Origin of the sequence: Winogradskyella arenosi (genome assembly GCF_003337305.1) — a bacterium.
GTDB classification, from domain to species: Bacteria; Bacteroidota; Bacteroidia; order Flavobacteriales; family Flavobacteriaceae; genus Winogradskyella; species Winogradskyella arenosi.
On record NZ_QPJO01000004.1, the window covers coordinates 15793 to 35650 of the forward strand.

16 protein-coding genes are annotated in these 19858 nt (G+C 36.7%); 5 read left to right on the forward strand and 11 right to left on the reverse strand.

Translation table 11 applies throughout. The annotated features are described in order from the left end of the window. Positions 1–111: 111 nt before the first annotated feature. The 5 genes from DFQ08_RS11640 to DFQ08_RS11660 all read right to left on the reverse strand — a co-directional run bounded on the left by DFQ08_RS11640 (position 112) and on the right by DFQ08_RS11660 (position 4195). Positions 112–966, reverse strand: coding sequence for a substrate-binding domain-containing protein (locus tag DFQ08_RS11640; RefSeq protein ID WP_114310206.1), 855 nt, complete (start codon positions 964–966; stop codon positions 112–114). A gap of 63 nt (positions 967–1029) precedes the next feature. Further along, a complete protein-coding gene (locus DFQ08_RS11645) occupies positions 1030–1902 on the reverse strand; it encodes a nucleoside phosphorylase (RefSeq protein WP_114310207.1) in 873 nt (290 codons plus the stop codon). Then, on the reverse strand, positions 1892–2833 hold the full coding sequence (locus DFQ08_RS11650) for a DUF1835 domain-containing protein (protein WP_114310208.1): 942 nt from the start codon (positions 2831–2833) through the stop codon (positions 1892–1894). The genes DFQ08_RS11645 and DFQ08_RS11650 overlap by 11 nt, the downstream gene beginning before the upstream one ends. Before the next feature lie 2 nt (positions 2834–2835). Further along, positions 2836–3165: a translation initiation factor gene (locus tag DFQ08_RS11655; RefSeq protein WP_114310209.1), complete on the reverse strand. Its 330-nt coding sequence runs from the start codon at positions 3163–3165 to the stop codon at positions 2836–2838. Between the two features lie 79 nt (positions 3166–3244). Continuing rightward, on the reverse strand, positions 3245–4195 hold the full coding sequence (locus DFQ08_RS11660; RefSeq protein WP_114310210.1) for an isopenicillin N synthase family dioxygenase: 951 nt from the start codon (positions 4193–4195) through the stop codon (positions 3245–3247). Positions 4196–4341: 146 nt separating this feature from the next. On the opposite strand from DFQ08_RS11660, the gene DFQ08_RS11665 reads away from it, so the two are divergent. The 3 genes from DFQ08_RS11665 (at position 4342) to DFQ08_RS11675 (ending at position 9488) form a co-directional block, all read left to right on the forward strand. Then, a complete protein-coding gene (locus DFQ08_RS11665) occupies positions 4342–6342 on the forward strand; it encodes an alpha-ketoacid dehydrogenase subunit alpha/beta (protein ID WP_114310211.1) in 2001 nt (666 codons plus the stop codon). Between the two features lie 212 nt (positions 6343–6554). After that, the gene (locus DFQ08_RS11670) at positions 6555–8867 is read left to right on the forward strand and encodes a T9SS type A sorting domain-containing protein (protein WP_114310212.1); all 2313 of its coding nucleotides are present in this window, start codon (positions 6555–6557) and stop codon (positions 8865–8867) included. A 174-nt stretch (positions 8868–9041) separates the two neighbouring features. Continuing rightward, positions 9042–9488: a 3D domain-containing protein gene (locus tag DFQ08_RS11675; RefSeq protein ID WP_181858406.1), complete on the forward strand. Its 447-nt coding sequence runs from the start codon at positions 9042–9044 to the stop codon at positions 9486–9488. On the opposite strand, the gene DFQ08_RS11680 is transcribed toward DFQ08_RS11675, so the two are convergent. Next, positions 9451–10017, reverse strand: a complete 567-nt coding sequence (locus DFQ08_RS11680) for an ExbD/TolR family protein (RefSeq protein ID WP_114310213.1) — start codon at positions 10015–10017, stop codon at positions 9451–9453. The two genes, DFQ08_RS11675 and DFQ08_RS11680, sit on opposite strands and share 38 nt — an antisense overlap. A 140-nt stretch (positions 10018–10157) precedes the next feature. On the opposite strand from DFQ08_RS11680, the gene DFQ08_RS11685 reads away from it, so the two are divergent. Continuing rightward, positions 10158–11672 carry a DEAD/DEAH box helicase gene (locus tag DFQ08_RS11685; RefSeq protein ID WP_114310214.1) on the forward strand — a complete coding sequence of 505 codons (1515 nt, stop codon included), beginning with the start codon at positions 10158–10160 and terminating at the stop codon, positions 11670–11672. Between the two features lie 111 nt (positions 11673–11783). Beyond that, complete coding sequence (locus DFQ08_RS11690; protein ID WP_147269471.1) at positions 11784–12506, forward strand: hypothetical protein; 723 nt, start codon at positions 11784–11786, stop codon at positions 12504–12506. Here the strand turns inward: DFQ08_RS11690 and DFQ08_RS11695 are convergent. The 5 genes from DFQ08_RS11695 to DFQ08_RS11715 form a co-directional block, all read right to left on the reverse strand. Continuing rightward, a complete protein-coding gene (locus tag DFQ08_RS11695; protein WP_114310216.1) occupies positions 12490–13059 on the reverse strand; it encodes a pseudouridine synthase in 570 nt (189 codons plus the stop codon). The two genes, DFQ08_RS11690 and DFQ08_RS11695, sit on opposite strands and share 17 nt — an antisense overlap. A 3-nt stretch (positions 13060–13062) precedes the next feature. Beyond that, complete coding sequence (locus DFQ08_RS11700; protein WP_114310217.1) at positions 13063–13872, reverse strand: DUF1853 family protein; 810 nt, start codon at positions 13870–13872, stop codon at positions 13063–13065. Positions 13873–13895: 23 nt separating this feature from the next. After that, a complete protein-coding gene (locus DFQ08_RS11705) occupies positions 13896–14342 on the reverse strand; it encodes a hypothetical protein (RefSeq protein WP_114310218.1) in 447 nt (148 codons plus the stop codon). Between the two features lie 12 nt (positions 14343–14354). Next, positions 14355–14657 carry a ribosome hibernation-promoting factor, HPF/YfiA family gene (gene hpf, locus DFQ08_RS11710; RefSeq protein ID WP_114310219.1) on the reverse strand — a complete coding sequence of 101 codons (303 nt, stop codon included), beginning with the start codon at positions 14655–14657 and terminating at the stop codon, positions 14355–14357. Between the two features lie 196 nt (positions 14658–14853). Next, positions 14854–19743, reverse strand: a complete 4890-nt coding sequence (locus DFQ08_RS11715) for a PQQ-dependent sugar dehydrogenase (protein WP_114310220.1) — start codon at positions 19741–19743, stop codon at positions 14854–14856. Positions 19744–19858 lie beyond the last annotated feature (115 nt).

The window sequence follows — 19858 nt, forward strand, 5'->3', positions numbered from 1 at the left end:
AAAAACCCCATAATCAGCATGATTCTAAATAAAAACATATCAGCAACTTAGGGTTTGTTTCAAAAATAAAACAAACCCATCTAATTAAGTAATCAAATTCTTAAAATAAATTTAAATTTCATGAATTAATTCAGAATATGGCACTTTTTCAGAAATAATATTTAAATCGAAAAGTTGATCCTGTACATGACTTAAAGTGTCTTCACTCATCACATCTTGCGACCATTCGGTAAGTGACAACCATTCTTGAACATCGTCTAATTCTTGCTCGTAACGATTTGCAATCGTTTTATCAATACTAGGAATAGATTTAAAATCTGAGGTGGTATTATTAATAATCTCTAAGATTGTTTTTAAATCTTCCGGATGCTCATCAATAAATTCTTGTCTTACAGCAATCACAAAACAAGGCCAAGGGGAGGGGCAATTGTCAATTCTTCTAAAAACACCATTATCTACTAAAGGTTTTGTGGTAAATTTCTCCCACATAAAATAATCAGCCTCTTCATCCGTTAATCCTTTTATAGCACCGTCAAGATTTTTTATGACTTCAAAATTTAAGTCCTCTTTTAAATCCCAAGCATGATTCTTGGCATTGATATAAGCCATAAGATGCGATCCCGAACCATAACGACTAATGGCAGCACGCGTTCCTTTTATGTCTTCAACGGATTTAAATTTTGAATCTGCAGCCACATGAATCCCCCAAATTAAAGGCGTTTCTACAAAGGTCTGCACAATTTTAGACGGATTCCCTTCAATAATATCTTTTACAATACCTTCGGTTAAAATCACCGCCATATCAATTTCACCAGAACGCAAAGCTTTGGTCATTGCGCCAGTTCCTCCTGGGTAATCCTTCCACCTTAGGTTAATGTTTTTATCTTTATATTCCCCATTTTTCAGGGTTAAATACCATGCTAAGTTAAAGTGTTCCGGTACTCCACCGATGTTTACTTTATTCATATTTTGCTGAACTTAATTCAGTGATGTTTCTTAAGAAGGGCAAGAGGTTATTGATGCGATCTCTTAAATAGTAACAATACGCTCTAAAGCGTAAGAAATTAAATGATCAACTGTTTTTTTAGGGTCTACACTAAAATCACCATTCGCTCTATTGGCTATAATAGCGTTTAGAGATAGGGCTTCATGACCTAAAAGTTTAGATAAACCATAGATTACAGAGGTCTCCATTTCAAAATTAGTAATTCTATATGTTTTGAAAGCAAAGTTATCTAATTTAGAGTTGAGTAGGGGGTCTTTAAGCGGTAAACGCAATACACGACCTTGAGGTCCGTAAAATCCACCAGCTGTTCCCGTCATCCCCTTATACATATCAGGACCTTCAAAATGTTTCTCTAAGGTTTTACTGTTATTAATAACAATAGGTCTTGCTTTATTTTTGTCCCATGCTGTGTGAGCCATAAACGCCTCTTCAACCTCAGGATTAGAAATACTGTCTATTTGGTAGAAGTGCAGCATTCCGTTAATATCTAAACCGTGTGTGCTTATCAAGAACGCATCCACAGGAATATCGCTTTGCAAGGATCCTGAGGTTCCTATTCTTATAATATTAAGACTAGTTAACTGTTCTTTAGGTTGTCTTGTTTCTAAATCAATATTAACTAGAGCATCGAGTTCATTAAGGACAATATCTATATTATCTGGACCAATTCCTGTAGAAATCACTGTGAGGCGCTTACCCTGATAGTATCCTGTCTGGGTTTTAAATTCGCGTTTTTGTGTAGAAAATTCAACACTATCAAAATGTTTGGTAATTTTCTCTACACGATCTTGATCCCCTACAAATATGATGGTATCTGAGATATGTTCTGGTTTTAAATTAAGATGGTACACACTACCATCAGGATTTAAAATAAGTTCTGAGTTTTTAATTGGCATTAAATATCGTTTTAATAAGTCGGTTTTTATCTTCGCTAAACTGATATTCTAAACGATTTACACCGCCGTAAATCATATCATTATTTATTTCTTTAGCAAAGTTATGTTGTTGAAGCAAAGCCATATGTCCTTTTCTGTTCAGTACAATTTGGTCTTCCGTAAGGGTGTAAAATAGTGCTAATGCCTCTATTTTTAAATTTAACTGCATATCGCTATAACCATAATAGCCCTGGTAATTTAAACAGTAACCTAAAAGGTGATTTTTAGACTTTATGGTATGGTCTTTAATGAGCTTAAGAATATTGTATTCTATATTACCTAAACCACTTTTTTGATGCGGAAAGCGCTCTAAATGGGCTTTTAAGCAATTGCTCATGTATTTAAAGTTCGACTCCTCTACAATATAAGGCTTAAAAATATTATGATCTTTACCACAGTAGGTACGCCATAAGGCTATAGCCATATCTATATCTTTTTGAGTTAAACGCACTTTGTTTTTGTAGTGTGTTTTAAGTTGCTCTGGACTCAACTCTGTTAAGCCCTTTAAACTTTTTTCGCCTTTTACACGTCCACTACAAATAAGATAGAGTGGCTTATCTATTTCTTTTTGATGAATAAGGTTTATGACTCCTATTAGGTTAATATGACAATATAAATCGTAGTCAAACCAAAGATTAATTTCAGAATACTGGGAGACATCATCTAATTTAGAAAGCTCTTTTCGCAATTCTAACTTATCCACTTCCACATGGTAGTATTTCTTTAAAAATGCAACCCTGAGCTCTAAAAATTCATCAGAATCTATTTTAGCAATCGTTGGTCCTTCACCTAACATCTCTTGCCAAGTGAGCATATCATCTTTAAAATCGAGTTCTTTTAAATAATCGGTAAGATGATTCCCATTGGTAATATGCAAACATTGTTTTTCCATAATCAGCCTCCTACGCGCTTTACGTTAAAGCCTTTGTCTTTAAGTAGTGTCATTATTCTGTCGCGGTAATCTCCTTGAATAATGATTTTATCATCCTTAAAACTTCCACCAACACTCAGTGCCGTTTTAAGTTCTTTGGCTAATTTCTTAAAATCTTCAGTAGCTCCTGTATAACCTTCTAGAATGGTAATAGGTTTACCTTTTCGCTTTTCGTATTTGCAGATTATGGGGTCGTCTTGCAACCATAAATTAGAGTCCGTTTTTGCCGTCTCCTCAGTAGGGTCTGGCGTGTGGTCTGGAAAAAGGTTTTTAAGTTGATCTTGTAAATCCATAAATTAAGTTTAAACTTTAATTCAAAATATAAGCCTCTGTGAAGTGAGATCACAACAGAGGCTTTACAATGTACTAAAATTATTTTTTAATCAATCCTAATTCTATCAAACGCTCATTTAAAAACTCACCAGCGGTAATATCTTCAAATTGCTTAGGATGCTCATCATCAATACAGCTTTCTAAAACATCAAGTTTCATTTCGCTAATAGGGTGCATAAAAAATGGAATTGAATAACGCGACGTCCCCCAAAGTTCTCTTGGCGGATTAATAACACGGTGTATTGTAGATTTCAATTTGTTGTTAGAGTGGCGCGATAACATATCGCCAACATTAATCATTAATTCATCGGGCTCTGCTATAGCGTCAATCCACTCACCATCATGTCGTTGCACTTGTAAACCACGGCCTTGAGCGCCCATTAACAAAGTAATCAAATTAATATCTCCATGAGCCGCTGCTCGTACCGCATTTTTAGGCTCTTCGTGAATTGGTGGATAGTGAATAGGTCTTAAAATAGAATTCCCATTATGAATATAATTATCAAAATAAGTCTCTTCTAAATTAAGGTATAACGCTAAGGCACGTAAAACATACTTTGCCGTCTTTTCTAGCATTTGGTAGGTTTGTTTACCAACTTTATTAAATTCCGGCAGTTCTTTAACCTCTACATTTTCGGGATATTGTTTGCGACGTTCTTCATCATCTTCTACATATTGACCAAAATGCCAAAACTCTTTTAAATCGCCTTCTTTCTTTCCTTTAGCACTTTCTTTTCCAAAAGAAACATAACCACGTTGCCCTCCAATACCTGGAATCTCATAGCCTTCCTTTACATCTAAAGGTAAATCGAAAAAATTCTTTACTTCTGAATATAAATTATCAACCAAAGAATCATCTAAAAAATGTCCTTTTAAAGCTACAAAACCTATGTCTTCGTATGCTTTTCCTATATCATTAATAAATTTTTGTTTTCGCTTAGGATCTTCAGAGATGAAATCCTTTAAATCTACACTAGGTATTCTATCCATGGGATAATTATTTATTTTTTATCAATATACAAATGTAATAATAATAGTGGTACAAAATGCCATATGCGTTTCGAGACTATTTAAAGCCTAATTTTAATTATTGCAGCAATTTTAATTACATTTGAAAGACAACTCAATCCTATTTTATGGCTTCCATTTCAGAAAGTAACATTGCGTATAACAAAAAAGATTTAGACGATAAGACCTTATTAAAACTCTACTATAATATGCTTAAACCGCGCCTTATAGAAGAAAAAATGCTTATTCTATTACGGCAAGGTAAAATTTCTAAATGGTTTTCTGGGATAGGGCAAGAAGCCATTTCTGTTGGCGTTACTATGGCGCTAAAACCAACAGAATACATTTTGCCAATGCATAGAAATCTAGGAGTTTTTACAACCCGCAAAATTCCTTTGCATCGTCTATTCTGTCAATGGCAAGGCAAGTTAAGTGGTTTTACTAAAGGTAGAGATCGCTCTTTTCACTTTGGAACACAAGACTACAAAATAGTGGGAATGATCTCTCATTTAGGTCCTCAAATGGGAGTTGCAGATGGGATTGCCTTAGGGAATTTACTGAAGAAAAACAACCAGGTTACCGCCGTATTTACTGGAGAAGGAGGGACTAGTGAAGGGGATTTTCACGAAGCCCTAAATGTCGCCTCCGTATGGCAACTCCCTGTAATATTTTGTATTGAAAACAATGGCTACGGATTATCCACACCAACCGAGCAACAGTACCGTTGCGAGAATCTTGCCGACCGCGGTAAAGGTTATGGCATAGACGCTTATGTTATAGACGGAAATAACATTTTAGAGGTTTACACAAAAGTTAAGGAATTAGCCGAAAGCCTTAGAAAACACCCACGACCTGTTTTAATTGAATTTAAAACTTTTAGACGAAGAGGACATGAAGAGGCTAGTGGTACCAAGTATGTTCCTGAAGCCAAAATGAAAGCTTGGGAAGCTAAAGACCCTATAGATAATTTTAAAAATTTTCTACATACAGAAGGAATTCTCACTCCTGAGATTGAAGCGCAATTTGAGGCCGAAATAAAGTTTGAAATCACATCTGCATTAACTTCTGCTTATGCTGAATCCAGTATTACACCTAATGAAAGTAATGAATTAAATGATGTTTACAAAGGATCTATATATAAAGACATTAAACCGAATACAAAATTAAAAGAACTACGTTTTGTAGATGCCATTTCTGAAGGCCTAAAACAATCCATGGAGCAACACAACGATCTTGTTATTATGGGGCAAGATATTGCCGAGTATGGCGGTGTTTTTAAAATTACGGATGGCTTTGTTGAAGCCTTCGGAACGGACCGTGTGCGCAACACGCCCATTTGCGAATCGGCCATCGTAGAGACCGCTATGGGCTTATCCATTTCAGGCTTTAAATCTGTAGTTGAAATGCAGTTTTCAGATTTTGTAACTTCGGGTTTTAACCCAATTGTAAATTATTTAGCAAAATCGCATTACCGCTGGGCACAATCTGCCGATGTCGTTATAAGAATGCCTTGTGGTGCGGGTGTTGCCGCAGGCCCCTTTCATTCACAAACGAATGAAGCATGGTTTACTAAAACACCAGGACTAAAAGTAGTCTATCCCGCCTTTCCTTTTGACGCCAAAGGCTTATTAGCTACCGCTGTAAACGATCCTAATCCGGTACTATTCTTTGAGCACAAGGCCTTATACCGAAGTATTCGCCAGGACGTGCCTACTGATTACTACACTTTACCTTTTGGTAAAGCTTCGATTTTAAAAGAAGGCGAATCCGTTTCTATTATAAGCTACGGAGCCGGGGTACATTGGGCCTTAGAAACTTTAGAAAAACACCCCAATATTTCTGCAGATCTTATTGACTTAAGAACCTTACAACCTTTAGATTCTAATACCATTATAGCCTCGGTAAAAAAAACCGGACGTGCCATAATCTTACAAGAAGATTCCTTATTTGGTGGTATAGCTAGTGATCTCTCAGCCTTACTCATGGAAACTTGTTTTGAATATTTGGATGCTCCTGTAAAACGCATCGGAAGCTTAGAAACCCCTATTCCGTTCGCAAGCCAGCTAGAAGACCAATATTTAGGAAAACGAAAATTTGAAAAAACCCTCATTTCCCTATTAGCCTACTAATGGATTCATAGACGATAAACTTATTTTAGTAGACAAATACACGTATTAGGTATAAAATATTAATAAATCATTAAGATTTCTTTTATTTTAGTGCGTTAAAATTTAACCCTTTATTCTCAATGCGGTAACACTAGTGGCCATTCAGCCCCTAAATGACCACCAAAATTGAGAATGATATTTCATTTATTAACTTTTAAACTTTACTACCCCTTATGAAATTAAAATTACTATTAGCATGTTTAATCTCCTCTTACCTAGGCATAGCACAGGTTATTCCAGAAGCTATTAAACCACCTAGTTGGACCACAAATACAACAACAGATCTTGAAGCTTATGCTTTACCGGCTATTGATTTAAAAAAGCTTCAATTGGAAGATGAGATTAATGACAAAGACAAATCTATTCCTTGGCGTTTTGGTAGCGATATTTATGTAGACCATAATTTTAATGACGTAGGAGAGTGGACAACCTTAAAAAATGGAGATCGCATTTGGAGAATGGCCTATAGCTCAGAAGGGGCTTATTCTTTAAACTTTATGTTCGATGTCTTTAAGATTCCTGAAGGAGCGAAGTTATACGTTTATAACGATGCAAAAACAGACCTATTAAGACCTTTTACAGCACATAACAACAATGACGAAGAAGTTTTAGGAACCTGGCTAGTGCAAGGTGATAAAGCTTGGGTTGAATACTACCAACCTGCAAATGTCACGGGAGAAGCAAAACTGACTATCGGATCTGTAGTACATGGTTACCGTACCGCACAGATGTACGAAAAGGCTTTTGGCCAATCAGGAGCTTGTAATTACGATGTAGATTGTGACATTACGCCAGCAAATGATCCTTTTAGTATTAATACGGTAAAAGAAAATGTAAAGAAAGCTGCAGGAATGTTGGTGACAGGCGGTAGTGGATTTTGTTCTGGCACCTTAGTTAACAACACAAATAATGATGGTACGCCATATTTCTTAACAGCAAATCACTGTAGTGGTGGCGAAGGGAGTTGGGCCTTTAGATTTAATTGGAGAAGTCCAAGCACCTCTTGCGGAACGTTCACTAGTAGTGTTAACGGAACATACAACCAAACTGTAAGTGGTGCTGTATTAAGAGCAAATAGCTCTCAATCGGATATGGAATTGGTTGAAATTACAGATACGAGCTTTTTTGAGAGCAACACCGATCTTGTTTGGGCAGGATGGAATAATTCTACAACACAAACACCACAAGTAAACTTTGGTATCCATCATCCAAGTGGTGATATTCAGAAAGTGAGCAGAGATGATGATGGCGCTACAAGAAACTCAACATCATTTAATAACAATCCAAATACTCAGGTTTGGCTTATTAGTGATTGGGATTTAGGGGTTACCGAAGGTGGTTCCTCAGGATCAGGATTATTTAATGAAACAGGTCACTTAATAGGAATGCTCTCTGGAGGTTCTGCAGCTTGCTCAGGAACAACAGATAACGGCGGTTTCGATATCTATGGTCGTTTTGGTGTGGCTTGGGATTATGGAAGTACGTCTTCAACGCGACTTAAAGATTGGTTAGATCCTTCTAATTCAGGTACCGAAATTTTAGACCAATACCCATCGTTAACATCTTATGCACTTGATGCTCATGTAAACCTCGGAGATAATACCAATTCTATTCTTTGTGATGGTGATTATACACCAAACGTTATCCTTGTAAACGAAGGAACTTCAACACTTACATCAGCAACAGTAATCTATACTTTAGATTCAGGATCAAGTACAACAGTAAACTGGACAGGAAGTTTAGGAGCAGGAGAAAGTACCGTTGTGGCTACACCAACCTATTCAAATTTAAGCGCAGGAGCACATTCATTTAGCCTTACGGTTTCAAACCCTAATGGCAGTGCCGATGAAAACACTTCTAACAATGCTTTTGTATTTAACTTTACTAAGGCGGCAACTTATGCCACCACAACCTTAATTTTGGATCTTACAACAGACAATTATGGTTACGAAACATCATGGGAGCTTGTAAATAGTGCCGGTACAGTAGTGAGCAGTGGCCCAATCTTTGATTACTCAGATGATACAACGTACCAAGAAACCTTAACGATCACCGAGTTTAATGATTGTTATACCTTTATTATTTATGATGAATTTTCTGATGGAATTTGCTGCGATTACGGATCAGGCTCTTACAGTTTATCTGATGAAAATGGAAATCTTATTGTGTCTGGAGCATCTTTTTCTGCTTCTGAAGAGACTACATTTAATGTTGAAGCCCCTTTGAGTGTTAACGACTTTAATTTAGATCAGTTTGTAAGCGTGTACCCTAATCCAACTAACGATAAGTTGAACATTGATCTTAAGCAATTAAGTGAGGACGTCGATTACCAACTATTTAATACTTTAGGGCAACGTATAAAATCAGGACGTTTCACTTCTAACGGAACACATACCTTAAACTTTGCACCATATCAGAGCGGTATGTACTTTATACAACTCTCAACACGTACAGGGACCACAACTCAAAAAATTGTGAAGAAATAGAAATTATTTATTTTTATTATTAATTCAAATAGTCCGTTTCTAGCTTTAGAAACGGACTGTTTTTTTATACAAGACGCTCGTTATAGAATTCTTCTTGCGTCAATAGTCTTAGCTAGAGTTATCCATTCCTCTTCACTAAACCCTAGTTCTTAGAGAATGGTTATATTTATACATATGAAGATTCATCAACGTTTTGTATGTATTAGTGTCATACTCCTCTTATCCTGCGGAAAAAGCAAACCAGCACCCTGTGTTTTAAAGAAGTTTGAAGTCACAGCCTCCGCCTACAACTCCTTAGCTTACCAAACAAGTTCTAACCCGAGTATTACGGCTTTTGGCGATAGCTTATACCCAGGACTACGCTATATTGCGGTGTCTCGAGATTTAATAGATTCAGGCTTGGTTCATAATACAAAAGTTAAACTCCAAGGATTTGACAGCCTATATACCGTTAAAGATAAAATGAATAAGCGTTGGCAAAAACGTATTGACATCTATATGGGTAAGGATATTAAAAAAGCGAAAGCTTGGGGACGACAGCAACTCACTATTGAATATTGCATCCCCTTAACCGATAGTGTAATTACTCAGAACGCTTTACGGCAATTTCCGAAACCTTAAACGGGTAGGCCTCTTGTACCGATTTTAATTCTACTTTAGTTAATTGATAAGGCTGCTTACCATACATATTTTCAGCATAACGTGTTCTTAAATATAGATAAGCTTTTGTAATCTCATCTTGCAAAGCCACAACATAATCGTAGGTACTTAAGGCATCATAACGTAATGAAATCACCGCTTTAGTAGGATGATCAGATGAGGTCTTAGCGCCAACACCTACACAATACGAGCAACGGTCTACACCATTATTATCAATAAAGGCCACAAGTTTAGTTTTTACCTCATCCAACTCATATATTTCACCGGCAATCATAATCTCATGATTCCTATTTAAATGAATGGGAAGTAAATTACGGTCGGCTATTATAGTGGTACAGTCAACACCCTCACAAACCGGTGCCAATTGCCGGTTAATCCCTTTATCTGCGGATATTGTGGTGGCTACTAAAAAGAAAATGAGTAACAAAAAAGCAATGTCTGCCATAGAACCTGCATTGACCGTTGCAGGAAGTCTTCGAAATGATTTCATAATGTATCAGTTTAAATGTTAAGACATTGTTAATTCAAAAACAGTACCAATCTCTTGAAAATCTTCTTAAAAATTCATTCCATAAACCTTAACAAAGTGGTATTTTTGCGAAATTAACCCTTAGTTAACGATTATAATTTATGTCATTAGAAAACGAAACCATATCACAAAATGTTCAAGAAAAAAGTCTTTATGATTATCAGACAAGGGACTTAAATCGCATTTTTGAGGTTATGCAAGAGGAGTCTAATGATTTTAACCTCCTTTATCAATTGCCTACCGGAGGTGGAAAGACCGTTATTTTTTCTGAAATTGTAAGACGTTATGCGGCTCAACATCAGAAGAAAGTTGTCATTCTAACCCACCGTATTGAACTTTGTAAGCAAACCTCTAATGTACTTTCTGGGTTTAATGTAAAAAACAAAGTCATTAATAGTAAGGTAAAAACACTACCAGACCAAGATGAATACGAGTGTTTTGTAGCTATGGTAGAAACGCTTAACAACCGTTTATCTGATAATGAATTTGAACTCAAAAACGTTGGTCTTGTTATTATTGACGAAGCCCATTACAATAGTTTTAGAAAACTGTTTAAGTTTTTTGAAAATTGCTTTATTCTTGGTGTTACAGCCACCCCTTTAAGTAGTAACATAAAACTCCCTATGAAGGACAATTACAAGAAACTTATTGTTGGGGATGATATTGCAACCTTAATTAAGAATGGATTTTTGGCTCAAGCTGAAGTCACCAATTACGACGTAGGCTTAACCTCTTTAAAAATTGGAATAAATGGAGACTACACGGTAAAGTCTTCAGAAGCGCTGTACACTAACAGCTTAATGCAGTCCAAATTATTAGTGGCTTATGAGGAAATGGCTAAGGGGAAAAAGACCTTAATATTTAATAACGGAATTTCCACTTCAAAAGAAGTGTATCATACGTTTAAGAAAGCAGGGTATAACGTTCGTCATTTAGATAATACAGCCGCTAAACAAGAGCGTAAAGAAATTTTAAAATGGTTTAAACACACCTCAGATGCAGTCTTATCTTCTGTCAGTATTCTTACCACTGGCTTTGATGAACCTTCCGTGGAGACCATTATACTGAATAGAGCAACACGATCGCTAACCTTATATTTTCAAATGATTGGTCGCGGTAGTCGTATTTTTGAAGATCGCAAAACGTTTCAAGTGATCGATTTAGGAAATAACGAAGCCCGTTTTGGCCCTTGGGATCAACCTGTAGATTGGCAACATATCTTTAAACATCCGGATTATTACTTAGAAAATATTATTGATGATGATTTATTAGAGCGCGATTTTGTCTATAAAATGCCCGAGCGTTTAAAGGTAAAGTTTAAGAAGTCTTATGATTTAAATTTCGACGTTAAAGCCGAATATAAAAAGGTAATGAATGAAGGCAAAAAATCCTTTACTGTTATTGAACGTTCCATCGCACAACATTCTAAAATGTGTATAGAAAATAGTGAAGATGTCTATGATGCTAGAGAATTGATTAAGGAGCTTCAAGATGAAATTGCATTTCGTATCAAACAATACTGCTACTGCATAATGAACAGTACACAAAACTATAAAGACTGGTTGTTTGATGAATACAACAGGAAGCTGAGAATTAGTTTTAATGGTAAGTTTTAACTTTTTTTTGTAAGGATTTCTAATTTTTAGCGTTTATTTTGATATAAAGAAGGAATAGGTATACTATTTGTGTACATAGCTTAAGAAGATCTAGAACCTAATTTTATAATATTGAAAACACTCCAAATTATATTAGTCTTGCTCTGCACGTGGTGCAGCACATCGGTTTTTGCTCAAATTAAAGACAAACAGACCAAGTCAATCCATATTCCTGCTGAAGTCTCTAAAAAGGAAAAAGATTCCGCTTTAGCCAAAGTTAAGGTGGAACCCATTTTAAAAAATGACAAGGAAAAATCTAGTGGGAGTGACGTTAATGAAAAGAAATTTGTAATTCGGGAAACCGAGCGCCCATTTTCTATGACCGAAGATGATGGCTTAAAAAGCCCTGGTGAGATTTTTGAAAAACGCTGGACTAAAGAAGCTGTAAAAGGTGGAATTATACGAACCATGTCCGACCAATTTTTAGGCGAACACCGTGTGGATACCAAATTTGTAAACATTGTTTGTAGAGATCACCAATATCCAGATGGTGACCGTGTTCAGATTTTAATTAATGGCAATATTGTAAAACACAACCTCTTACTAACCGGGAGTTACCGACGTGTAGAAGTCAATTTAGCCGATGGTCGTAATACCGTAGATATTGTCGCATTAAATCAAGGGGATTCCGGACCAAACACTGCCGAATTTGTGGTTTATGATGATAAAGGAAATGTTATTTCTTCTAAAGAGTGGAATCTCTTAACAGGGGTTAAGGCGACTATTATTTTTAATAATGAAAAAGTCCCTATTACTGAAAAAACAGCAAGTACAAGTTCTACATCTCACAACTAATTGGCTTAATGTCCGCAGGCTGCATTGTTTCTAAAGTATAATTTCCAATACGCACTCGCACTAATCTTAAAGTGGGTAAACCAATTTTGGCCGTCATTTTTCGTACCTGTCTAAATTTCCCTTCTGTAATAGTAATGGTTAACCAAGAGGTTTTACCATGACGTTCATCGCGCACAAACCGATCCACAATATGAGAAGTGTCTTCCAATATGGCCGCCTTACACGTTTTTGTTCTGTACTGTTTTCCTTCAACCGAAATATCGACACCTTGTTCTAAGGCCAAAATACCTTCAGGCGTGATCTCCCCATCGACCATAACGTGGTATTCCTTTTCGATATGCTGACTTGTAATATGGTGACTAAATTTCCCATCCGTAGTTAAGAGCAGAAGGCCTTCAGATTTTTCATCCAATCGTCCTACCGCCATGGTTTGCTCAGGAAATTCTCCGAGCTCACTTAAAAGTTTTTTAGAGCGTCGTTTGTTCTGGTGATTAATAAACTGACTTAAATAACCGTATGGTTTGTAAATTTTAAAATAGGAGTGTTGTTGCATCGTTTACCAAAATGTAATAAAACATTTCTCAAAGGTAGCATTATTCCTTTTAAGCCATATTAGCGGTGAGCGCTTATCTTTTATTTGAAGTCCTATAATCTCTTGAGCGGTGTCGTAGTCTAACCAATCTACATTATCATGGGGGTTGACTAACCAATCTAACTTTCTAGGAATATAAAGCTTAAAACCACGAAACAAATTGAAGTCAGCAAAAGGAATATAAAATCCTGAAATACATTCAGAATTTAAAACGCCGGTTTCTATAGGTTTCATTCCGTATGGAAGAAATAACTGCGCCTGAAAACAAAGCCGTTGCTTTATAGCACTAACCTCAATACCCAAACTGCTTAGTTGCACCTGGGTTTCTTCCTTATAAAGTAATGGAAACTGTTTGGTTTTCAGTTTATCTAATTTATAGGAAAGCCGATCGTTTCTATTAGGACCAATCCAATACTCTAGGGGATTATCGTACGTATTTAAACGGTCGTACAAATAAAATTTATAAACCGCCTCTAAATGAATCGGCTGGTTATTTTCATAATAAAGTGCATCGAGTTCTCCGATGGTTTGTTTGCCGTTCTGAATTTGCACATTTTCTATGATCCAATTTATAGAGGCCTCTTGTTTCAATTGGTGAAACACAAATTCCTCTACAAGTTTTCCTAAACGATGTTGCGTAAACACAACAATATCGGGAATAGGCTTTAACTTGGAAGGAAGTGTAATTGCACTTATGGGATCTAAAAACTGAGTAGTAAATAAAGCAGGCGTATTAATGCAGCCTCTAAATTGTAATTCGGTGTGTTTTTTCATAACACACTAAAAGTACTCTTATTTTAAACAAAATTCTCGTCCTCTGTAGATTTATCGATATCAGGTGCTTTGGAATGCATTGTTTTTTCTAGGCCCGCACTGTCAATATCAAAATACCTCAACACATCAGTCACCGTTTTTATATGCTCAGTTTTATCGCCATTAATTATGATGGCTCCTTTAAAAGCTTTGGGGTTTTGCTCTAAAATGGTAACATAATCGTTGGCGTCAAATTCCGAACCTTCTTCAATCCCTTGGATTTCAGAAAAATCTAAAAACTTATTTATTCCTACACCAAGTTCTCTAGCCAATTCTTGCCACTGTGTTGGTGTCGGCATTGAATTGGACAGGTTAATCATCAATATGCCTTTTCCAGAGGCCTTTAAATACCCCTCTAATTGTTTTCCAAAATCAGAATCACTTGCGTATATACAATTAATTTGATCTTTATCTCTACTTATTACTCCCATCGTTTGTTTTTTTTAATACGTTTTCATTTTGTCTTTACGCTTTTCTAATTGGCGTACCAACTCATTTACAGTTTCCGATACAGCATCGTAAAAATTATCGTGTGAAGCTTCAGAAAACAGTCTTGGCCCTGGTGCACTTAATCGTATTCCGCAAGATTTCCCTGTAAGATCACTCGTTGTGTTTTCAGCTTTAAAAAAGACATCGGCTCTAATAACAAAATCGTATCGCGTAAAAATTTTTTCTAATTTTTCTTTAGTGTGAGCCTCTAAACGATCGCTTGACGCTACATCATGATATTCAAATATAATTTCCATAAAATCTTTATTTTTTCGTTTCAGCTAAGATATACAGATGCCTTTGTTTCATTTGACTGAAACGAAAAATTGATTAACGTAATCCCTTATATCTAATATATACCGCAGAGTAGAAACGATTAAAAAAACCAAGATACAAGCCCATAAAAAAACGCAAAAATGTTGTTTTTTTGCGTTTTTATTAGGTTTATACTTTTTATTTTAAGACTACTTTTTTAATACGCTTGAAACCTTTATCGGACTTTAGCTCTACAATATAAACCCCAAAACTAAGATAATGTACCGGAATACTTTGTTCAAATTGATTCGTTTTTAAAGACTGATGACTCACCACGCGTCCATGAATATCATACAATATAAATTGGGTTGGTGCTTCTAAAGGGCCTACAATACTGATAGAACGTTCAGCTTCATTTGCGAAAATAGCAATACCATCTAAATCATGTTCAGGAAGATGCAATACACCGTCTTCAAATCTTAAATAAAAACGACCAATACCTGAGAGGTTTGTTTCTGACGTAAAGGTGTAATCTTGTTCATTTAATAGGGTATAGGTATTATTAAGGCTATCTTCAAGATAAACACTAACACTTTCCGGTAAATCCTGATCAAGAATACTTATCGTAATGTTTTCTCCTTCCGAAGCATGTAACCCTAATGGAATGGTAACATTTGCTAAATCCATTTCTCCTAAAGTCTGAATCATATAGGGGAGGGTCGTGCTATTGTCTACTAAGTGTGAATACAATGAAAAATCGGGCGTATAACCATTATACAAGGCCGCATCGTAACCTGGATCTAGCTGACTAGACGCATTTGCATTAAAATAGAAATCCGTATGAAATTGCGCTTCCGCAGTACTGGCTTTCAATTTTAAAAATCCGATATGCGGATTCGCATCTCTACCCAGCACAAAGTCGTCAGAATTCCCACCCGTTCGCATAGCCGGCGTAAACGTTATTTGTCCGCCGCCAGATTTACTTTTAATAAAAAAGCCTTGCCCTGGCGCCATACTTTGCCCTGTAGTGGCAAGATTCCATACCGTCCATCCGTTAGTTTCATCACCATCATAACCATAAACCGCTTGATAAGAACCTGAATCTAATTGTGTGTTATTTACATTGAAAAACAGATCAAAATCCAAATAAGAAGGGTAGGGGTTTCCTACTAAATTCCACCCATTATAACCCGTACTTGTAGAGCTTATGTTTTGTGTTACTGTGCCGGTTTCCACCGTACCATTAAAACTTAACGTTGTTCCCATAAGCGCATCGTCACTACTATCTCTTGCCGCTCTATAGCCCAATCCTACTTCTAAGGGTGTCGTGGCATAATTACTTGTATCATAAAGGAGATATGCTCCTGCAACCTCATCAAACGGTCCAAATAACTTCTGAGCCGTATTATTTGGGTTTTCATATAAATTCTCATTGTTGTTTATTGAAAATTCTCCAAAAGTTTGATTGTTTACTGGCGGCGCAATAAGATCGTTACCCGTAATACCATTGTAAGCATTTACATGGCGCTTATAATTTATGGTTCCTGTACTTGTACCTTCAACAATAAGACTTGAATATTTATCAGAAATAGAATTTAAAATCACCTCGCCATTAATGGTCAAGTTTCCTGTAATCGTTAGCGCACCTCCTTCGAGAATTTCAACGGTACCAGCACTAGGCACGGTGTAATCAGAATCGATTAACAAGGTTTCATCCACACCAACAATAAGGTCTACACAATTTTCTGGAGCTGTAAAAACGGTTTGAAAACTGTAATAATTCGTTTTATAACCATCTGAAAATTCCGCTTCAACCTCAACATCTTCTCCATTAGCCATGAGTCCTGTTAGCGTAACTGTTTGCGGACTTGATGTTATAGGAAAATCTTGCCCATTGACCACTAAAAATCCCGTTGTAGGCGGATTAGAATAGGTCACCACAAGTTCTTGCGTATAGGTGTTATCATTGGTATTACAAGGTGATTGTTGAGCCCCTACCACTATATTATCAATAATTGTTGGAACATCATAAGGAACAAACTGAAATAACGTTGCTTTCGGCTCGGTATCCACATCATTATAATAGGGATTGTTAGGATTAGCATCGCCCACACCAGAATTCCCTCCACGGCCCCTTAAATGAATACTGAACAAATCATTATTTCCATCACTGTACAATACCACCTTTACAGCTTCAGCTAAAATAGGAGTTTGGGTAGCGCCGCCCCATTCATAAATGCCACCATCTATCCATCCGCCTTGACCTTGATCTAACGTATGCCATGTGCCCGCTCTTAAATAACTTACACGCCACATGGTATTGGGTTGAGGTTGGCTTGAGTAAGCGCCCCCTATAGTCATGTAATTTATAAATTTAGGATTTGGCCATTCTACATGAAGAAAAAAACCATTGGCTTCGTCTACAAGGCCTGCATTATAATTATATGGCCAACCGTATTCTGCATATTGCGAGTACATTTTATAGCCATTAGTCATGGGATCGTAAAGGATTTCTTCTGGCGTTCCTCGTCCTGGGTCTCCTGAACCTACTGAACCGACAACGGTTGCCGAAGGTAAGAGCGCTAAATTGCTCATAGGGTTGGGATTGTTGTCTTCCGTAGTAGGATCATTATCTAATTGGTTGATCCAAGCCTCAATTAAATCCACAGCCGGTTGATCTATGGCCAATTTGGAAAGCGGAGGCATCATAATAGAAGGCGAAACACTATTCATTTTATGGTATAAAATAGACTTAGAAGCATCGCCCGGAAAAATCACTTTTTCATCTGGCGCCACGTTTAACGGTGTTAGTATTCCTGTATTTAAAATCTGTGTGGCCTCTAAACTATTAAAAACTCTTAAATCGAAATCCGTACGGTTATTATGATCTAAGCGATGGCAATAGGCACAATTTAAATCTAAGTAAGACCTAGCTTTTTCATCTATAGATGCCAAGGGATCATCAATAGCGGTGTTAGTGGTAATATATTCCGTATCCGCATCGGTAATAGATTGATTTAAGAGTCCTAAATGACTCCATGTAACCAATTGATTCCCTATTTGTCCATATACAGGATCATGAGTAGAATAATCGTAATCCGTATTAAGGTATCTGGATTTCAGCCCTAAACTTCCTTTATTGGCGTCATTATGGCAAGTGCCACATTCTGAATTTGAAGGAAAATGCCAGGTTTGAGTTCGTGTTCCTCCAAGGTTATCAGTTGCAATACTCACAGGTTCATTTAGGCTTGTGGTTTGGAGTACAGCATCGAGCTGATCGTCATTCCAATTGTAGGTGAGAAAATACCAATCGCCCAACTGATCTACAATTGAGAAGCGTGTTTCTATTTTTCGGGTTACAGTAGGATCTGTATCGTCAACTTTTAATTCAAAATGTTTTATAATAACAGTACCTGGTGGAAATTCCCAATCGCTATATTCATCATAATCGACTTGCTCACCACTCCCTGTATGTAATCCACCATCATTATTTGGAACGGCAATCCAGCGTTTTTTTAAGGCGCCATCGGACCAAAATGATTCGTAAAGCTCATAAGGAATAACACCATCAATAACCTCTAAGGTTGAAAGGTTTGAAAACACCCCGACATCGGAAAGTAATTGGGGCATGGGTATATAACCATCATCGACACCTTCAATAAGTTTATAAATCTTTTGATTATTCCCATAACGCAACATGTACAATTCGCCATTATAATCTTCTCCAAATGAAATTACATTACCTAATGTTGAAATTTGCTCGTAAGCTCCGGTAGTAATATCCACAGAAAAAATTTCGTCTCCACCACCATAATCGGCACAAACATAGACCCCATAAAGATCAGGGATTTCAACTCCTCTATAAACAAATCCACCCGCTAAGGCATTCGCGTCGTTACGCGCAAATTCGGTGAGTGGTAATTCATGCGGCATATTATTTAGGAGGTTAACACAAGTCCCGCCATTAGGTCTTAGATCAAAACCTTCATAAAGCGGCCAACCATAATTGGCACCTGAAGTTAAAACATTAACTTCTTCATGATTGTTTAAGCCTACATCACCGATATAAAAATCGCCCGTTACACGATCTTTAGTCATTCGAAAAGGATTCCTTAGACCAATACTGTAATATTCTTCGTAAGTAGAACCATCAGGACTCAGAAACGGATTGTCGTTAGGGATCCAATATTCAATCCCTGAAGATTCGCCGGCATAACCAACGTCTTGTTTCTTTCTAATAGGCTCATGACTTTTGGTAGGATCTTTATCCACATCAATTCGAAGCGCTCCTCCAGATAGATTATCCGTCGTATTTTGTGCTCTTCTCCAAGAGGCCTGATCACCAATAGTGAGATAAAGAAAACCATCATTACCGAATTCTATACCACCTCCATAATGCGTGGTTCCATACATTCTTATATCGATAAGGTTGGTCCGCGATCCTGCTAAAACCGACATCGTCACCGGATCTATTTCAAGACGTTCTAGAATTATGGAATTCCCTTGGTATTCATTATTAGATTCACTAAAATAACAACCTTGCCCTGTATGAGTCCCCGGACGTGGTTCATCTTCACTATTCCAATTTTCTGAGGTATAATAAACAAAGGCAAAATTTTGTGGATTTGTTGCCGAATTAAATTCGGGGTGTAGCGCTAAACCCAAAAATCCACCATCGTGAACCACACCTACATCATCTTTTAAATCAATTAAAAGGTTTTTAGTTGTTGTGGTTTCATCATTTTCAAACCAGTAAATCTCGCCATTGATTTGCGCTAAAATGATACGATTCTCATTTGGAACCGGTTTAAACACAATAGGGGAGTTAAAGCTTAAATTAGAATAAGCAACACGATGACCAATTTTTAAATCTATACTCGCTTGGTTTGGAAAGACTCCATTTAAGTAAGGACTAATAGCGCCGTGATTTTGTACCGGCAAGCCAGGCCCTTGGGCATTAAAATAAGGAAACGCCGCCAGACATAGTAACGAAATTAAGATTACAAAACCGAGTTTAATTGACGATTTTCTCGACTTTAGAATAGCCCACATCTTCCCCAATTCACGCTTGTGAAAAGAATTTTTCATATTGAAGGTATATAATTAATAGCCTTATAAACCTAACCAATAAAAATCACAACCGCACAATTACTTCGACATAAACAAAAATTAACCGTTAAACATAACTTAAACGTAATAAGTC